Here is an 18187-nt window from a genome sequence, read left to right on the forward strand (position 1 = left end):
TTTATTTCCCTTTCCCCTTCATTTATGTCACAATTTCGATAAAGGAACTCCCAGCCATCCAGTAAAGTTTTGTTTCTGAATAGCAGTCGGCTGTTCCACCGACACGATCGAGTAACGCGTCGGTCGCGGCGGGGCGAGAGTAACGCGACAAGTCCGCAGTTCGTCTTGGTGAAAAACTGTCACCGACACGATATCCCCAGGCTTGAAATCTTTTAGTCTCTCGCCCGCTTGTTCTGCATTTACCCGAAAACCTTCGATCGCCAGCAACTCGTCCCCAGCATCAATTCCGGCCAATTGTGCCGGAGATCCTACTTCGACAAATTTAACCATTTCCCGCCCGTTTTCCGCTCCCAACGTCCAACCGATGCGAGGCGTTTGGTCAGTTTCATCTACCCAAAGTTGCAGCCCGAAAGGTTCCAGATACTTGTTGTAAGGCAACTCTTCTGTGCCGTCTATATAGCGCGCGAAAAAGTCGCTCAAATCCATATCGGCGACCGACTCGATCGCACTTTGCAACTCTTCGGGAGTAAAGCCTATTTCTGCGGGCAGCGAAGGAGAATTTAACTGTCCATTTGATGTCAGATGCGCCGGCTTGGCGTCTGTTTCCGGCTTCAGTTCAAAATCGTCATTTTTACTGGAATTAGCATTGCCAAACTGCTGCCACATCAAACGCATCACATCGTCGAGCGATCGCTCGTTGCCGTGTCTGGCTCGAATCAACAAATCGAGCAAAAACGAAACAACTTCCCCTTTCAAATAATAGGAAACCTGGGAGTTGTCGCTGTTAGCATCCCTGCGATAAAGTTTAATCCAAGCATCCCAGCTCGACTCACTGACAGGCTGCACACCCCGCCCCGGAGTCGTCTGCAAGCGAGTGATTTCCTTAGCCATACTTTGGAAATAACCTTTCACGCTGTAGATACCAGCTCGAAAAGGAATGACCAAATCGTAATAACTGGTCGTGCCTTCAGAAAACCATAAAGAAGGAGTGTAGTTCTCTTTTTCGTAGTCAAATACTTCCAGAGCTTTCGGTCGAATGCGCTTGACATTCCAGAGGTGAAAAAACTCGTGAGCCACCAACTGAATAAAGCGTTCGTACTTTTCCTTAGCCCGAAAATTAAAACGCGGATAGTTGAGAGTGCAGCACTCCTTGTGTTCCAAACCACCAAAACCCGAGCCGGACAAATGCAGGAAAAACACATAGCGTTCGTAAGGCAAACCGCCGAACATTTTGGCTTCAACCTCAATGACTTTTTGGATGTCTTGAATCGCCCGCTCTGGTTCTAAATTGCCTTTTCCCCAAACAACTAGCTGGTGGGGTTTTCCCCTCACTTCAAAATCGTAGACTTCGTGACAGCCAATCTCAAAAGGACTGTCTGCGAGAGTGTCAAAATCCGCTGCAGCAAAAGTAAGATTTTGGCCGGAAACAGGTGGCAAAGCAGTAACTGTGCGCCATTCCGGCTGCGGTGGCACAACTGTCACGGTGTAACAGTTGCGCTCAAAACCGGGCAAGAAAAAGCACAAAGCCGCCGGATTGAAATAACCGTGAGTCGAGTCTAAATGATTGGTTCGCACTGTCAGTTCGTTGGCAAAAATACGGTAGCGAACCGTGACATCTGACACCGAATGGGTCTCGATTTGCCAGTGATTTTTGCTGAGCTTGCGCCAAGGTAAAGCTCTATCGCCCGAGAGCGAGCTAAAATCTTGCAGGTGGCGGGCGTACTCTCGAACCAAGTAAGAACCGGGAGTCCAGACAGGCATTTTTAAATCCAGAACCGGCTCCGACCAACCTTGCACGCGCAAAGTCACTTCAAACAGGTGGGATTCAGGATTGGGCATCGCCACCGAATATTGAATTGTCGGTGCTGTTAGTTGCCCCTCACTGTTGCCAGCAGCGGACGAGGTATCCAAACAAGTAACATCTGTCATTGACTTGCCAAATTAATCAAGTGCTTGAGGTTGATCAAATGGATAGTTTGGTGGTCTGGATCGATTTTGATCCAACCTTTACTATCGAGTTTTTCCATAATTTTGCTGGTTTCATCTAGGGTGATATCTGTTACATCAGCTAAGTCTTCATAAGGAATATTGAAGATATCTTTGCCCTCAGCAGTTTTCTGACCGTAGTTTTCTGCCAGCTCGACTAAAGTATTTGCTAGTTTAACCGCTGGCTGCCGATTTCGGAGTTGATAGCGGTGATTGGTTTGGCGCAGCCGCCGCACCATCAGTTGCAGCATTCGGTGGTGCAATTGCGGGTCTTTAAACAGGGTTTGGATAAATCGCTGAGCTGTGACGCTCAGCAGCCGCACCGGCGAGAGAGCAAGTACGTCATTCGATCGGGGAGATTCGTCAAGAATTGCCATTTCGCCGAAGAAGGCACCCCGCCCTAAAATAGCCATTGAGACAGCTCGATCGTTTGACAAGCGCCGGACTTTTACCCAGCCAGACACGACAAAGTAAATCGCGTTGCCCCAAGAATCCTCCATCACCACAGCTCGGCCCGGGGGATACTCATGCTTGACGGCATTTGATAGCAGCCCTCCCAAGGTTTCTGGGTTAGCACCCTTAAATAGAGGGAATAGCTCACTGAAAGCTTCTGTCTTCATGCAAACTCGCGGAGGTGGGAAATATGATTAGGCGACACCCAACAGCTAGGGAACGATCGATGTTTGGGAACACAAACAATCCGTTGCTCCTTTAATTGATGATAAGGGTGCAGAGGCCCGGTTCACGTAAAATTGGCAGATTCTTTAATCTTAAACGGGTTTACAAGCCTGCCACTGCCTGTTGAACTTTGCCCAACAGAGGTTCTATGTATTCCGGCCAGCCGATCGCGATTGACTGCGTGTGGGCCAGAGTCTCCGGCTCGATCGCATCTTTAGTCCACCTCAGCGGTTGACCTTGCATGTCGCAACACACCAATCCGGCTGCTTTTGCTAAAGCCAGAGGACCGGCGGTATCCCACACTTTAACTCTGCCGTTGAGATACAGGTACAAACCAGCTCGACCGAAGATAACTTCCATCACTTTTAAGCCAAAGCTGCCCAGCGAGTAAAATTCTGCTCCGGGAATGCTTTGGGCGATCGCCCGGGCGTAGTTTTTTTGGTCTTTGTCTCCGAGAACAATTTTACAATTTTCCGCTGTCGGAGCCGGGGGTTTGCACAGCGCGATCGGCTGGGGCGCTTGGGTTCCCACAGTTTGGAACAATCCCCAATCTTTGCCGCCAAAATACATTTGGTCAAAAGCCGGGGCGTAGAGCCAGCCGGCCACGGGTTCCCCTTCAAGCAGCAGACCCACCATCGAAGCGTAGTGCAGTTTTCCCCGAATAAATTCTTCAGTCCCATCGAGGGGATCGATGCACCAGAGACGCTGGTAATTGGCCCGGTAAGCTGCTCTGGAGGCGCTGTTTTCCTCCGTGATCCTGCCGTCTTCAGGAAACAAAGCGCTAAATGCTGCCGATAGTTGTCGGTCTAGGTATTGATCTATACTCGTCACGTAGTCGTTGGGCCCTTTCTCGGAAACTTCAAAAGGTTCGGCTGCTAGCTTGTAAGCTTCTTGACCGCATTCGCGCAGGGTGTAGCGAATTTTTTGATCTTGCTCTGGAGAAATATACATGAGGTTAAACATAAATTTTTTAGCTAACTTCAGCATAAAAGCTTAAGTCCTTGGAATCGATCGGCGCGTTTCACTGTTTTTGACTCGTACAGGATTTGCGCGCCGATGCCGAGAAACCGGGTTTCTTAACCATCTGGGCTGTTGCTATACAAGCGCCAGACAGGATTCGGGGATGTCAAAAAAATTTTAGAGACTAAGCAGATACTAAGCTGTCCCGTATCTAAATTGTATTTTTGGGGCGGGCGAGACACCCCACAATAATTTCATCAAACTTGACTATAAAATTTAGATGCGCCTTAGCATACTAGAATTATCTGTTTTAAAATCTCAAATCTCAAATCCAAAATCCCGTGACCGATCGGACCAACACGTTCAACAGCAGAGGATAAAATCTTCTGAGGTTAGATAATTTGTGCCAGCACCAGCATAATTAAAAGGAGAATAGTTTGAAATACCACTTGGCATTAGGTCGCAAAATAGACCTAGATGGAATTGACCGCGATGCAAAACTCGGCAAATGCCCTCGCCACGTCCTGCGATCCCTCAGAGACCGCTTAAATGCCACCGTTCATGCCCCGGATGGCGAAGCGATATCGTTGAGCGACAAGCTGCGATCAAAAATTTCTTCTAAACCCGAACATTGGGCCGCCGCGCGCAAATTGTCCAAGCAAGTCAGCAGCGACGACGTGATATTTTGTACGGGCGAGGACATTGGGATTCCAGTGGCGGCGGCGTGTAGCCAATTGCCCAAGCGCCCGAAAATTGTGGTATATTTCCACAATATCGATCGGCCGCGCGGCCGCCTCGCCCTGAAACTATTCGGTTTGGCTGAAAAAATTGACCTATTCATGGTCAACGCCCGCCCTCAAACTGACTTCCTCCGCAGCTATTTAGCTATACCTGAATCCCGCATTTTAGTGCTTCTAGACCAGACAGACACTCAGTTTTTTACACCGGGTCCAGTTTCTGCCGAGAAAAAGCGGCAAACGATTGTTAGCGTCGGATTAGAAAAGCGCGACTACCGACTCTTAGCAGCAGCAACTGCTGACTTAGATGTTGACGTAAAAATTAGCGGTTTTTCTATAGATGCCAAGGCTTTATCGAAAGCTTTCCCCGATACTATGCCAGAAAATATGTCCCGCAAATTCTACGAATGGCCAGATTTACTGCAGCTTTACCGCGATGCAGACGTAATTGCAGTTTGTTTGGTGGACAATAAATATGCTGCTGGAGTGCAGGCTTTACTGGAAGCAATGGCCTGCAAGCGGCCCGTCGCCATTACTCGGACTCCAGGTATGGTCGATTATTTAGCGGCCCCGAATATTGCTAAAGTCGTAAATGTGGGAGATGCATCAGGTTTGCGCGAGGCGATCGTCCATTTGCTAAAAAATCCTCAAGAAGCTGAATCGCAAGCGCAGCGGGGCTACGAAATGGTTGTGAACCAGCACAGTAGCGAACGTTATGTCGATGTTTTGGCCCAGAAGCTGCGATCGCTTTAATAAAACTTTATGGTGCGCCTCGGCGCACCATAACTCTGGTCCGGAGGATGCACAAGGCACACCTTACTGCTATAAATAAAAAGCCAAACTATTTATTACCTAAGTCATCTTTAAAAAATAATGAATTATGAGTAGCAGTTACTAATTAAATCTCACAGCAGTTACGTAGCTAGTAAATAAACCGGGTTGTTAAAACATAATCGAAAGCCTTAAGGAAGTATTTTCGTTCATCAAACCCGGTTTCTGTGCCTAAAACGGTTTCACTCAAAACTCCCCCATCCAAACTATTAAGACTCCCGTCCACTAGCCCACTTATCCCGCCATTTCACCGTCCCTTCCGAAACTAAAACCCAGCGGCGACAAACCAGATTTTCTCGCAGTGGCGACTGTCCTTCCCGTAGCAGCGCATACTTATAAGAAATCAACTTACCCGCGCTTTCATTAAAAGGAATTTCCCCAAACCAAGTATTAGTATTGATATACTCCAACGGGTAACCCTTACTAATATCCCAATTCCCCAATTCAGGACAATCTCCAATCACCACAATTCTTTCTCCAGGCTGAGTTTGAACGCTGTTAAGCTGCGCCCGCACAATAGTTGTCGCCTTAACTCGCTCTCCGACGCGGCTAAAAATCATTACTTCCCGCGCACCCAACTCTAAATTGTACAACATCCCATCTTTAACTTCAAACTTGCGACGCGATAAAACCTCCGTATGCTCTCCATCAGGCAGCTCCGTATCAACCTCTTCAATTGTAACAGCATTGCCACGATTCATCGCTACAAACACCACAGAATCGCGATAGCGGCGCACGTAACAATAAACATCAGCAGTTAGATATTTTTGCCACTGACTCCCCATCGAAATAGCTGGGTTCAGCCGCCGCAATCCAGACAGCAACCGCACATCTCGGTAAATCGGGGAATCATTATCCCACTTTTCCATCATCGGGCGATTGTAAGGGTCATTTCCCCCATCTGTATCATCATGCAGATACTGTTCAGTGCCGTAATAAATGCAGGGAATGCCACGAGTCGTCATAATTAAACATATCGCCAACCGCAGCATTTCTAGATCGGGATTCAACGACTGAAACCTCGGCATATCGTGGTTGTCAATAAAAGTAATCAACTCCGTCGCCCCGTAGTAGCGGTGATCCAAATTCAGTACATCTTGGACTAACTGAAATCCCGCGCCAGCACCCTTTCCCAATACTTCTCGAATTGCCACGCACAGCCCAAAATCTAAAATAGTCATCCCCGACTCGTTGGCAAATTCCACAGAACGATCGTTTCGAGGGTCGCTGTAAATCCATTCGCCAAAAATGAAAACATCAGGTCTGTGTGTTAAAATGTCAGCATTAAATTCCTGCCAAAACCAAATAGGCATATGCTTGACTGTATCCACCCGCAAAGCATCAACGCCTCTGTCCAGCCATTGTTTAATTGCTGACTTAATGTAATTGCGGTATGCAATATTGTTTTCGTTGAAAGTTGCTAAACCCGACAGTTCGCAGTTTTGGACTTGCCATTCATCTTCCCAGTTTTTGACTTCGCCGTAGTGGTGATACCAGTTATCTGCATCGTCGTTAAAGTCAGCTATTTTTACGCCGTCGTCGTAGAGTTCCCCTTTTTTTCCACTAAAATCTGGGTTGCTGTGATTGCAGACAATATCCAGTACGAGTTTCATATTTCGCTGGTGCAACTCGTCTACTAACTTGTCAAATATGGTATTTTTAGTTTCTTGTGTTTGGTTGATAGAAGGATTGTCGCCTTTGGCAATAAAGCGGGGATTTAGTCGCTTGAAATCTTTAGTCCAGTAGCCGTGAATCGCTGCTTGTTCGACAAATAATGCTTCTACTTGCTCGAACAGTGGAGTTAGCCAAACTGCGGTAACACCCATATCTTTTAAGTAGTCGAGTTTGTCGATAACTCCCTGCAAGTCGCCACCCCAATATTTCCCCCAATCTTTGCCTTCTGGATCGTAAAGTTCTGGGTTTGGGCCTTCGTTATTTTCGGGGTCGCCGTCGTAAAAGCGATCGACTACAATAAAATAAATTGTTTCTTGTCGGAATTCAATGTCTCTGGTGTAAAGGAATTCTAAATCGAGTTCGCTTTCTGGCTTAACTTCTTCTACCAGAGACTCAATTTTGTCTTCTGATTCTGTAACTTCGTATTGAGAGGAAGTTTGATTGGGAGTGACTGATGTCATGAGATGTATATTTTTATATTGTAAGATTGGTCAGTTATGCGGAGCTAGAGTCCGAGATAGCTTTTCCATTTAACTGATTTTTAGAGCATCATACGGAATTTACTCGTTTAATGAAATCTTCCTTTAGATGGAGGGCAGACTCATCCTTGAGCATTAAGTGGATGAGACTTCATATTTTTAGCGTCATTCTCAATCAAAGAGGCAGAGCCTCAAAAGCCTGCGCTACCAGACTGAGCCTGGTAAGGAGAAAAGCTGCACTAATTGTGCGATCGCACTTTTTCCCTTCCTTTCATTCCTCCCGCCAATTTTGGATATCTTCAACACTCAAACCAGTAGTTGGACTGATTGTTTGATCGTCTAGTATATGGACAAGGTGCCTAACAATTTCCAAAGCCTTTTCTCTCATTCGCCGTTCCCTTCGTTGCTGCATTTCTTGCCCGAGTCCTTTACCCTTACTATGTAGCAGTAGCTAAAAGTGGTTGGTAGTGAGGACTTTAGTTTTCATAATCTGAGGACTAAAGTCCTCACTACAAACACTGTTTATTGCGAGTAATTGAGCGGAGATCATATGGGAGGTTGACATCCACATAGCCTACTCTACCGACTACTTTTATTCTATTGTGTCAAATTGACTTCTCGAATCTCTTCTAGCGTCAGATACCACGATTTTGCGATTTGTTCATCGCTCCATCCTATTGCTTGCAAGCGAGCAATAGCCTCTATTTTCGCGTGCTGCTTTCCCTGCAAAAACTCCGGCGAATCTTCCTGTAAGGCGCAGAAATTTAGGGATGGAATGTATCGGTTTTTATCTCAAACTTTTTAGCCACGCTAAATGGGCTAATCACTACTATAAAATTAAATTGCCATCTCATCGAATCAATCAGATTCCAATTGCTCACAAACTGGGTATTACTCTCCCTCCAACACTCGTAACCAATTCCTACGAAGCGGCTTGCAACTTTGTGACCGCACAGGGAAAGTGCATTCTCAAATCGATGTGCTACTCTGGATTCCTACATGATGAAAAGGAATATGGTTGCTATACTTGCCCCATTGATGTAGAAACACTCTTAGCATTTCGAGACAGTATTCGATTGGCGCCAGTTTTCATTCAAAAACAAATTCAAAAGAAGGCAGAATATCGCGTTACATTAGTTGGCAAGCATGATTTTGTTTACCGGATTGATGCCAAACATACCAACGATTCAGATGTGACTTTGGATTGGCGCGTCGCCGAACCGGCCAAACTCGTTCACGTTCCCGATTAATTGCCAATGGATTACCTCAACAAACTTTATCAAATGCTTGACGAGTTTGGTTTAAATTTTGGTGCATTCAACATCATTCGCGACGAGGATGATACGGTCTATTTTATTGAACTTAATCCCAACCGATAGTGGTATTGGAGTGAAATTCTCACTAAAATGCCTATGGTTCGCGCAATGGTGGAACTCATGGAAGATTTAGCGCTTCAATATCAATAAGTAAGCTTACCTAAAAAAACAGAAGACCCAGAACCACGACTTCTTTAAGTGCGGCGGCGCTCTAAAAGAAGAGCATTTTACGTTTAATTAGAGCGAGCTACTTATCCGAAAAAGGAAAGATCGCGGGAGATCCACCCCAACCCTAGCTAACTACAGCCACCGCAGACTCTGGCACCTGAGAATGCTCCACCCGAAAAACATTGGCGCTCAGATTAGCAACAACTTGTTTCCCCTGCTGCGTCAATTCCAAGTAGCCGATCGCATCCTTCACATACCGATACACCACATTCCAATAAAATTTCGGATAACCATCCCGCAACTCCCCCGGATTTTGATAGCCCAAAACCAGATTCTGCCCAGTTTCCTCAAACTCGTAAAACAGCGCAGCAATCTTTTGCAAATATCGCGGATCGCTCAACTGACCAATTAAATCAGCAGCGCGAACTAAACCCGGATAATTTACCGTATCTTGATAATCTTCATCGGCAGGAACCGGAAAACGAGTCAGCTCAATATTACGCTTAACCAGCTCAGCATCAATCAGTTTATGACCGCCAAAACGCTCGTCAATAAACATTTTTCCGCGATCGACATGATAATTCATCAAACTAGCATCCGTCCCCCCCGGAGCCAGCGTTAATTTCAGGTCGCCTATTCCCGTCGCATACAGTCCCAAATCTGTTCTATCTTGCCTGCAAACACCTTTAACATACCCGATATCGTGACATAGCAAAGCAATGTGGAAGTGCAGCCAATCTTCGCAGGAAACACCCCCTTCGCGGATGTGCTTCCCACCCAGAATTGCTTGTCCCACCAAGGTTACTAAAATAGTGTGTTCGACATTGTGGTAAAGAGCATCGCTATTAGCAATATTTTCTAAAGCCATACTCGCCACCCAAGCAATAATCTCTCCATAGTCAGATTTAAACCCGCCATAAGTGTGGCGGTAGCCTTCAATCAGGCGATTGACAAAAGCCTTAATCAGCAGTTCAGTTGCGTTAAACATATTCACTTCCCTGAGTCCACGTAAATTATTAAATTATTTTTATAGTTATTGTTTTTGCTGCTACCGTTTGATGTTATTTTTGGCTTAATCGCCACAATGGATACCCGCTCCTATCGAGAGGCATCCATTGATATTATCAACAATTATGGCTTAAATTATGGCTCTCGCAACTACCAGAGCGACAGACCCTATAAATAATTGATATCAAGGGGCGATCGAGGTATGACACCCCTCAATCAGCAGTACCGTGTTACATCTTCCGCGCATACGTCAGTCGATTTTAGAGGTTAGATTTACTCGACAGATACATCTGGGGGCGGGAAGTAGGATCTAAAATTTTGGGTTGCTCACCACTGTTGTCGGAAACTTGTCTCTGTTTTGGCTGACGCCGCCCAAAAACGAGAGCGAGCGAAAGCGTAACCCCATTAATTCCTCATACACAGGATTAAGCTTGCACAGAGGCGGTATGTAGAAAAGATGGTGTCCCCATCACGGAATATCTCTCTCACAAGAACACCGGGCGAGTATAAGTTGGCACACAACATAGTTACTGATGGCTCTCCCACTGCAATGCTATCAAGCCACTCTCCCACTGGTTGCACGAGGCGGGCGATCGCGAAAAGTTAAGTCTTGGCACTGATTTTCCGGGAAAATACTTGTAGTCAAGTTCATGATTGATATCAGTAATCATTACTAACAAAAACTTATGAATCACCCGACTTCATCATCAACGAAACCCGCTGTTGCTCCGGTGACGTGAATAAGTTTTATCCCTGACACTTGCCGCCCCCAAATGTGATGCGAAGAGCTAGCATTTGTGATTTAAAATTCGCAAAAGTGTGAGACAGATCACGGACGCTCTTCCCTACAGAATCTATATTTAGATAGATGGCAATAAAATAACACAAAATAACTTGCAATCCTCCGTCGCAGCTTCCCCCTCTCATAATCTGCGCTCTACTGCTCTTTATACTTACTAATATAAGGTTTCAGGCAATGATTAAACCAAAACATAAATATGCCGACCTTGCTCAACTCCCCCACACAGATACCGTGTTCCAAAAACTCCCTGTAGAAGTTAAAGATTGGGCCCAAAGCTTGCCTTGGAACCAACGGCGCTATGTCCTGTCCCTCTGCTACATATTGTGTGCATCTACTCCCGACTTGCAAGCAGAATTTTTAGATGATTATACAGCCGACGGTTTAGTCTCAAAAATGTTTGAAGATGTAGATACTCTACACCGAGTCAAAGAGTATTTAATCAGATTTCGAGTCAAAAAGCAATTAAACCAATCCGATTTAAGAAGCTACATCAAACAATTTTATATCCACTCAGCTCAACAATCGCGGCGAGAAACTGACCAATATTTAGAATCTGCACTCCGCTTCGTCTTGAATACAGAAGAACGCAATAATGTTTTTAACTACATTTTGGGCTTTGAATTTATTAAAATTGTGTTTCAAATGAGCTGGTTGCAACACGAAAGATTAGCGAGACTGCAAAAAAATCAGTCGCAATTTATCGACACCTATATCAAGCCGATTCAACACGCACACAGAATTAATGGCATAATTCTACCGAAAGATGAGAGAATTTTTTTTGCCAGACGCACCTATTACGTTCAACTGCCTAACATTTCCTACAGAAAGCTCATTGAGTTAGTCCTGGCAACTTTTACTACAGAAATGGTGAGTAATTGCGGATTTTCAATCAGCCGCCACTCTCAAGCTCTGCGCTTTGACTGCGATTACATTTACGATCCAGAACCAGAAGAAGAAAGATTTCCTACCGACTTGCAATTTATTCATTGATTTTAGGCAGTAAGGTGTACCCTACATTGCTTTTTTCTCTTTACTTTTAGTGTCGCTTTGGGTACAGGAGAGTTTTTGAAGCATGGGAATTCTAGCCAGCCAGTTAAAACCGAATTTTTCAGTCGGATGTGATATAAAATAGGATGGCTGTATCAATTAACCTTCCGCTTGCATTTCTTCAATGTCAAACCAGCTAACTATCACTCCCGCTAGGGGAATAGCCAGAAATATACCTAGAAGTCCTGCGGCTCTCGCCCCCACTAACAGTGCAAAAAATACCACTACCGGATTTAAGTTAAGGGAATTTTGCATCAGTCTCGGATGAATAAAGTTGTCTTGAATTTGCTGCAAAACAATGCAAGCTGCCAATACTTTTAAAGATAGCCACACATTTTGAGACAATACAATAAAACAAACTAAGCTAATGCCCAGCGTCGCTCCGATCCCTGGAACTAAATCAAACAATCCGATAATAAAGGCTAAAATTAAGGGAAATTTCACATCTAACAGCAGAAAAATTAAAAAACTTGCTGTTGTCAAAAATAACATTAACAAAATTTGGGCCTGAAAAAATCCTAAAAAGTTTCGCTCTATTGTTAAACTTAAACGCCTGTGCAGGTGTCGGGGTATAAATTTGAGAACCAACACCCACAGCCTCTCTCCATCAAGTAACATGAAAGAAGCCACGACCATAATTAATATTAAATTCAATAAATTGGTTAAAAATACTTGTAAAAAAGCAATACTCGAAACAACTCCTGCCAAAGCTTGATTTCGCAGTTGTTCCTCAATAACTCGCAGGTTAACTTGTAGGTTTCTCGCCCGCAGGAATGTTTCCAGGCGCTCGGACAGAGGCGCCAGAGCATTCAGAAATTCAGTCATGCTGTCAATTAATTGCTGTCCTTGAGATAAAAGAGTGACGCCTACCGTGACGGTGAGACCGCCAAAAACTAAAATAGTGAGCAAGACAACGAAGGCGACAGCTAAACTTCGCGGTAAAAATCTCTGGAGAGTTCGCACCGGATAGTTGAGCAAAAAAGCCACGAGGGCAGCAATGGTGAAAACCGCGACTGCTGTTTCAAAGTAAGCTAAAAGTTGCAGTCCAGCCCAACCAGAAGCAAATAAAAGCAAAAACCGGACTAAGGCTAAATTGCTTAGCATATTCCAAAAATTGGGAGGGGTTCTTTCTTGTTCTTTCACAGGGATTTTTAGGGGTTAATATTATAGCTCAAAAATATTGCAGAGCCCTCTTTTACAATCGCACCCAAGATATATCTGCGGCTATCCCCCTCAAGGCAGAAAACAGATGTCGAACTGAGGCAGGAGTGGGTTCTATTCACCATAAGTTCGATCGTCACGAATACCCAATGAAACACGCTCGCGATCGAAACAAACAGGCTTTTGGAGTCTAAAACCGCCTCGGAAACTCTTTGCGAGGGAAGGATTTGTCGTGGCAGGCCCCCAATTAGGAAACAAACGCTCCAACTTGCTGGCGCCGAAAAACCCGGTTTCAGTGCCAGTGGCGAAAAATTTCAACTCTGCTCCGTGGAAGATAGTATGAACAGGTCAATTTTTGGGATACTAGAAACTAGCACTCAACTTAGCTGAGGAATAAACGTGCTGCTATCAAAAGGCTTTGAAGTAGAAATGTATACCGGCACTCCCGAAGGTGAGGTTGTCGGTCTCTCCGATCGCATAGTTGCCGATCTAGAGGGATTTGTCCGGGAGCCTGATAGCCGCAATGTGGAGTACACGACCGCCCCGCTGTCCAGCTACGATCGCCTGCTGTGCGCCTTAGTCAAGCCGCGAGTCCGGCTGCGCGAGTATCTCAAACAATTGGGCGACTATACCTTGCTGCCAGGAAGTACCTTGTCTCTCGGGGGGAGCGATCGATTTTACCGCTCCGATCCCAACAACCCCTACCACACCTACATCGAGCAAACCTACGGCACCAAAGTCGTCACCGCCAGCATTCACATCAACATCGGCATCTCCCAACCAGAACTGCTGATGCGCGCCATCCGCCTCGCCCGCGTCGAAGCACCGCTGTACCTTGCCTTGAGCGCATCTTCCCCCTTCCTCGACGGCGAAGTCACGGGCTATCATTCCACTAGGTGGGGTTTGTTTCCCAAAACTCCCGCCATCGTCCCCCTGTTTGAAAGTCACAGACATTACATCCAGTGGACTGAAGAACAGCTAGAACTTGGCACCATGCAAAACGTCCGCCATTTGTGGTCTGCCGTGCGACCAAATGGCGATCGCCGCCCCTACTGTCTCAACCGCCTAGAACTGAGAATTTGCGACCTCGAAGTCAATCCTCTGGCTTTGTTAGCCATCACTGCCTTGCTAGAAGCTCGCATCTGGCAGATGATGGAAGACCCCAGCTTAGACCCTTTAGAACTCAGCACCTTGCCGGCGGCCACCCGCAACGAAGACTTAGTTGCCCTCACAGACGCCAACGAAATTGCTGCATCCCGGCAAAGTTTGGATGCCGAACTCACCCATTGGCAAGACGGCAGAACTATTCTGGCACGAGATTGGATTGAGGAAATTTACCGAGAAGTGTGGCCTATAGCCAAAAAACGCGGCTTTAGCTGCTTTCTCTCGCCGCTCAAAAAGATTCTCCGGGAAGGCAACACGGCCCAGCAGTGGTTGAAGCTGCACGAGGGCGGTTCGGACACCCGCAGTATTATTCTGCAAGGGATTAATGGCATGGCTCACCAAGAATGGGAGCTCGAAGACAACTTGTGCGCCCAGTTAGTTGCCTGAAGTACCGGCCGTTATTATAACGGGGGCTTTCACTAGCCCCCTGAGTATGCGTACTCAGCCAATAATACAAATAGCCGAAACCTCCCGCGAAAAATTTGCAGAGCGGCGTCGAAAAACAAATCAGAATATTTAATCAATGGAGCTGGACAAAGGTTATAAATAAAAGCTATAAGGTAGATCTACCTTTGGGTAGTTTTATAAAATTCCCAGTTGCTGTATATATTGCTTTTAATTAGCTTCATGCCCCAACTTGTCTTGATTCACCCGCAAATCCCCCCGAATACTGGCAATATCGCCCGCACTTGCGCTGCCACAGGCACGGAACTGCATTTAGTGGGCCCGCTGGGGTTTGAAATTAGCGATCGCTACCTGAAACGGGCCGGCTTAGATTACTGGCCCTACGTCAATCTCCACTGCCACGAAGACTTAGCGGCTTTTCTGGCCTGTCGCCAGCAGCGCGGGGGACGATCGATCGGATTCAGCACTGGCGGGCGATGCAGTTACGCGCAATTCCAATTTCAGCCCAGCGACTGGCTGATGTTTGGCTCGGAAACTGTAGGCATTCCCCAATTCGTCTTAGATGCCTGCGACGCCACAGTTTTTATTCCGATGAGCCAGCCTGGAGTCAGGAGTTTGAACCTCTCCGTCAGCGCCGCTGTAGGTTTATTTGAGGCTAAACGACAGTTGGGCGAGCTGGGATAAATCATTATCAACACATAAATATATAGATATTTAATAGCTGCAGCCGGCTGCCAAATCTCCATTTAAATATAAGAAATTTGTATCAAAGCCGTTAAAATCTAGATAGCCGAGATTAATATATTTTATTCATTCTAAAACTGATTGTTATCAGCAACACCAAATTACTCGTAAGAGGATTCAGCAACAAAAACAGAGGATTTTAGCGATTTAGGGCGTTAGCGAGCACCAGCTTGGGTCTGAACACTATATCTAGTAAATATACGGTTGTAGGCTGTCCGGAAATTAGCATAAAGTCGGATAATAGGTGAGAGTCATAGCCTTACCGGAACGAAGATTTTAGGTATTCGTTCTAACTATTGCGGTGTAAGGCTTTTGAGGTTAATTGCACCAGGTTTGACCGAGAATTTAAAAATTTCTGACGGTTTGAGCTTGTCTAAATTAAAAAAGCAAGGTAATCTGGCCTAAGCATGATAGCTGTCAACAATCAGAATATTTTTGCTTGTTGATTTAAATTCAGCGTCATGCGATCCCCTTGAGTGTTTCCAAGGACAGTTAGCGCTTCTCAGTAGGAGGTCGTTTTTTTGAAACGAACATATCCCCAAATTAAGCCTGTTCAGGCTAGTGAAATCGACAGAGACGGTTCTGCGGAACCATCCAAACAGACAACGCTCAGCACAGGCAGAGTTCGCTCTCTCGCCACGATCGGGCTGGCAATATCGGTAGGTGCTTCTAGCATCCTGCTACCGAGAAATGGAGACAGCGCTCGCGCGTCTGAACTCGCACCGACATCCGAATCCACCGCTGAAGTACAGCCAGTATCGGCCAACGGGCCCGCTACGTCGGCACAAGTTGACGGTTCCAGGGCAGAACAGCCCGGATCACCTTCTGAACCCGCGACGGTTAAGGTCCAGGAGGGGCAAAGCCTTTGGGAGCTTTCTCGGGATTATGAAGTTGAACCGTTGGCACTAGCAACTGCCAACGAGATCAAACCCGATACTCTACTCCAAGTTGGCCAACAGCTCAGAATTCCGACTGCGACGGAAGCCACACCACAACAGAACGCCGGCTATAGCACATCGGCTTCGCTAGATCGCGCAGCGACGGTCAATCCCGAACAAGAGTTAAATCTGACTGGCTCCGAGCCATTGGATAGTGCAGCCATGACAGCGCTGCCATCAACCGCAGCGACCCCGCTGGTCACGACGGTACCGGAACAAAGTTTGATCGACATCCCGAATGCAGACGGGGCGATCGACAGTTTGAAAAAACAGGAAAACCGCACCACAGAATCGGGTCGAACTATGTTCGGGTCGGAGGGGGGAGCAAATTTATCTACACCTGCGGCATTTTTGCCCGAGTCAGCACCGACGCTGACCGACCCCGGATATGCAACTGGGAAAACTATTCCTGACCTCAATGCCACACCTGTAATTCCCAATTCCGGGGTCGGTCAAGCAGCATCGCCCGATCGAGCATTCGAGTCAATTGAACAGTCTTTGGCAACACCCAGTTTGCCCTCGGCTGTGGTAGTCCCCCCTGCGGGAAGTACCGCCGCGCCGGCTGAGGCTCTCTACAGCGTGCGTCCGGGAGATACCCTAGATGCGATCGCCAAAGGTCACGGCGTATCGCCCAAAGATCTGATCTCCGTCAACAAGCTCGGCAACCCCAACTTGCTGAATGTCAATCAACGGCTCAAAATTCCCCAAGTTGGGTTTAAAAATCCAGGGGTGGAGGCGGCAGCCTCTTATTCTGCATCCAACTCTACATCTGTCTGGTCGGCGACTTCGGTTCCCGCATCTTTGAACCCCAGCTCGTCTACTTCGGAAATAGCCGGTGCTGGCGTTGCAGCACCCGCTCCCACAGTGCCTGTTGTCTCTCCCCTGGAGAACCTGGAAGGTCTGAACAATATTTCAGCGCCGATGGTTCCTCAAATTAACAGCATTCCGCTCACTCAAGTTTCCCAAACGATTCGCGATCCAGGGAAGCTGGCTCTTCAAGGCGAACCAACATTTACAGGTGCAGTTGACACCAGTGCCCTGCCTGGGCCAGCCAGTGCAACTGCTACCGCCATAGCTACGGGAGAATACCCGCAGCCGCTCAGCTTCGTGGCAAATACTAGCGCCCCGGCTTCAAATGCCGATCCAACTAGCGCTTTACCAGAGTCGAATTCGGAGGCCCTCCCTACCGCAGAAGCTCTCAACCCTTATTCCGAACGCTTGAGGGCAGAAGTTGTCAGGCTGCGAGAGGAATATCGCGCCTCGCGCAATTCGATCGGGGCCAATGCGGTGTCCCTGACTCCAACTGAGGGGCCCTCGGTCAACCCATCTGAGGAGATGCCAAGTGTCAATCCATATCTCTACACCCCCGACTATACTGAGGCGGTGCAGAATGAAATCAGTAGACCGCCATCGAGAGCCTGGTCTGAACAGGTTCAGAAGCAGCAGCAAGAGCGTTTAAACCCCGATCGCGCAGCCGAAATGCAACCGATCAACCTGACGCCGACCTCTGCTCAGCAGCGGCCTATGGTAGCAACTGCTCCTTTGGGATCTGAGGGTTACGACCCCCTAAGCAACCCGTCTTTGGGACGCATGGTTTCTCCGGAACTGCCTCCGCTGTCGAACCCTGATACTTATCTGCCTAACGGCAAACAACAGTCGGCTAACGGGTTTATTTGGCCATCTAAGGGCGTTCTTACTTCTGGCTACGGTTGGCGGTGGGGACGGATGCACAAAGGAATTGATATTGCAGGGCCGATCGGCACGCCAATTGTGGCAGCATCAGACGGGGTGGTTACCTATGCTCAGTGGAACGACGGCGGCTACGGGTATCTGGTGGAAATTACCCATCCTGACGGCACTGAGACTGTCTATGCCCACAACAGCCGAATTTTGGTGCAAAAGGGTCAGAGAGTCGCTCAAGGGGAACAGATTTCAGAAATGGGCAGCACTGGCTTCAGTACCGGGCCACACTTGCACTTTGAAATTCATCCCGCCGGACAGGGTGCTATCAATCCAATGGCTTTGCTGCCCGACGATGCGTCCAGCGCTTCTCGGTAACGACTGGGCGAAAGTTATGGGTTTTGAATGA

General features: G+C 47.1%; 13 protein-coding genes and 2 pseudogenes. 6 read left to right on the forward strand and 9 right to left on the reverse strand.

Annotated features, from left to right (window positions below; translation table 11 throughout):
- Positions 1–27 precede the first annotated feature (27 nt).
- The 3 genes from D0A34_11665 to D0A34_11675 all read right to left on the reverse strand — a co-directional run bounded on the left by D0A34_11665 (position 28) and on the right by D0A34_11675 (position 3651).
- Entirely contained in the window at positions 28–1929 is a 1902-nt protein-coding gene (locus D0A34_11665) for a M61 family peptidase (protein UNU19439.1), read from the reverse strand.
- Positions 1926–2606, reverse strand: coding sequence for a Crp/Fnr family transcriptional regulator (locus D0A34_11670; protein UNU19440.1), 681 nt, complete (start codon positions 2604–2606; stop codon positions 1926–1928). Before D0A34_11670 ends, D0A34_11665 begins: the two co-directional genes overlap by 4 nt.
- A gap of 160 nt (positions 2607–2766) precedes the next feature.
- Positions 2767–3651 (reverse strand): inositol monophosphatase family protein, encoded by an 885-nt coding sequence (locus D0A34_11675; GenBank protein ID UNU19441.1) that lies wholly within the window; start codon positions 3649–3651, stop codon positions 2767–2769.
- A 410-nt stretch (positions 3652–4061) separates the two neighbouring features.
- On the opposite strand from D0A34_11675, the gene D0A34_11680 reads away from it, so the two are divergent.
- A complete protein-coding gene (locus D0A34_11680) occupies positions 4062–5114 on the forward strand; it encodes a glycosyltransferase (protein ID UNU19442.1) in 1053 nt (350 codons plus the stop codon).
- 287 nt (positions 5115–5401) lie between these two features.
- Here D0A34_11680 and D0A34_11685 read toward each other — a convergent pair whose 3' ends face one another.
- Together D0A34_11685 and D0A34_11690 are read right to left on the reverse strand one after the other, a co-directional pair.
- Positions 5402–7327 carry a cyclomaltodextrin glucanotransferase gene (locus D0A34_11685; GenBank protein UNU19443.1) on the reverse strand — a complete coding sequence of 642 codons (1926 nt, stop codon included), beginning with the start codon at positions 7325–7327 and terminating at the stop codon, positions 5402–5404.
- A 289-nt stretch (positions 7328–7616) separates the two neighbouring features.
- A pseudogene (locus D0A34_11690) lies at positions 7617–7733 on the reverse strand (transposase).
- A 382-nt stretch (positions 7734–8115) separates the two neighbouring features.
- On the opposite strand from D0A34_11690, the gene D0A34_11695 reads away from it, so the two are divergent.
- The gene (locus tag D0A34_11695) at positions 8116–8595 is read left to right on the forward strand and encodes a hypothetical protein (GenBank protein UNU19444.1); all 480 of its coding nucleotides are present in this window, start codon (positions 8116–8118) and stop codon (positions 8593–8595) included.
- Positions 8596–8953: 358 nt separating this feature from the next.
- Here D0A34_11695 and D0A34_11700 read toward each other — a convergent pair whose 3' ends face one another.
- Both D0A34_11700 and D0A34_11705 read right to left on the reverse strand, forming a co-directional pair.
- Positions 8954–9817, reverse strand: coding sequence for a metal-dependent phosphohydrolase (locus D0A34_11700; GenBank protein ID UNU19445.1), 864 nt, complete (start codon positions 9815–9817; stop codon positions 8954–8956).
- 330 nt (positions 9818–10147) lie between these two features.
- Positions 10148–10362 (reverse strand): annotated as a pseudogene (locus D0A34_11705) (hypothetical protein).
- 451 nt (positions 10363–10813) lie between these two features.
- Between D0A34_11705 and D0A34_11710 the strand changes: the two are divergent.
- Positions 10814–11629: a cobyrinic acid a,c-diamide synthase gene (locus D0A34_11710; protein UNU19446.1), complete on the forward strand. Its 816-nt coding sequence runs from the start codon at positions 10814–10816 to the stop codon at positions 11627–11629.
- 156 nt (positions 11630–11785) lie between these two features.
- Here D0A34_11710 and D0A34_11715 read toward each other — a convergent pair whose 3' ends face one another.
- Both D0A34_11715 and D0A34_11720 read right to left on the reverse strand, forming a co-directional pair.
- Positions 11786–12790: an AI-2E family transporter gene (locus D0A34_11715; protein UNU22257.1), complete on the reverse strand. Its 1005-nt coding sequence runs from the start codon at positions 12788–12790 to the stop codon at positions 11786–11788.
- 171 nt (positions 12791–12961) lie between these two features.
- Complete coding sequence (locus D0A34_11720) at positions 12962–13165, reverse strand: hypothetical protein (protein UNU19447.1); 204 nt, start codon at positions 13163–13165, stop codon at positions 12962–12964.
- Positions 13166–13246: 81 nt separating this feature from the next.
- Here D0A34_11720 and gshA point away from each other — a divergent pair, with 81 nt between their 5' ends.
- From gshA to D0A34_11735, 3 genes are all read left to right on the forward strand, one after another.
- Positions 13247–14398, forward strand: coding sequence for a glutamate--cysteine ligase (gene gshA, locus D0A34_11725; GenBank protein UNU19448.1), 1152 nt, complete (start codon positions 13247–13249; stop codon positions 14396–14398).
- A 240-nt stretch (positions 14399–14638) separates the two neighbouring features.
- On the forward strand, positions 14639–15100 hold the full coding sequence (locus D0A34_11730) for a tRNA (cytidine(34)-2'-O)-methyltransferase (protein UNU19449.1): 462 nt from the start codon (positions 14639–14641) through the stop codon (positions 15098–15100).
- A gap of 581 nt (positions 15101–15681) precedes the next feature.
- Positions 15682–18156 (forward strand): LysM peptidoglycan-binding domain-containing protein, encoded by a 2475-nt coding sequence (locus D0A34_11735; protein ID UNU19450.1) that lies wholly within the window; start codon positions 15682–15684, stop codon positions 18154–18156.
- Positions 18157–18187 lie beyond the last annotated feature (31 nt).

The organism is Microcoleus vaginatus PCC 9802, assembly GCA_022701275.1.
GTDB classification, from domain to species: Bacteria; Cyanobacteriota; Cyanobacteriia; order Cyanobacteriales; family Microcoleaceae; genus Microcoleus; species Microcoleus vaginatus_A.